This window comes from Paraburkholderia sp. RL17-381-BIF-C, assembly GCF_046026435.1.
Classification (GTDB): domain Bacteria; phylum Pseudomonadota; class Gammaproteobacteria; order Burkholderiales; family Burkholderiaceae; genus Paraburkholderia.
This window is the reverse complement of the sequence record NZ_JARESX010000269.1, coordinates 1-252: the sequence shown is the minus strand read 5'-3', so window position 1 is coordinate 252 and position 252 is coordinate 1. Positions and strand designations below refer to the sequence as shown.

At 61.9% G+C, this 252-nt stretch carries 1 protein-coding gene; it reads left to right on the top strand.

All coding sequences use genetic code 11. The features are described from left to right. On the top strand, positions 1-252 hold a 252-nt coding region (locus tag P0D70_RS37005; RefSeq protein ID WP_408188155.1), incomplete at both ends, for an NAD(P)/FAD-dependent oxidoreductase.

The window sequence follows — 252 nt, the reverse complement described above, 5'->3', positions numbered from 1 at the left end:
AATACGACGTCGTGATCGTCGGCGGCGGCCCAGCTGGGCTGTCCGCGGCGATTCGCCTGAAGCAGCTGGCGGCGGAAAAAGGCGTCGAGATTGGCGTGTGCGTACTGGAAAAAGGCTCGGAGATCGGGGCGCATATTCTCTCGGGCGCGGTCATGGATCCGCGCGCCATTACCGAGCTGATTCCGGACTGGAAGGAAAAAGGCGCTCCGCTGACCGTGGATGTGACTGAGGACAAGTTCCTGTTCCTGACCG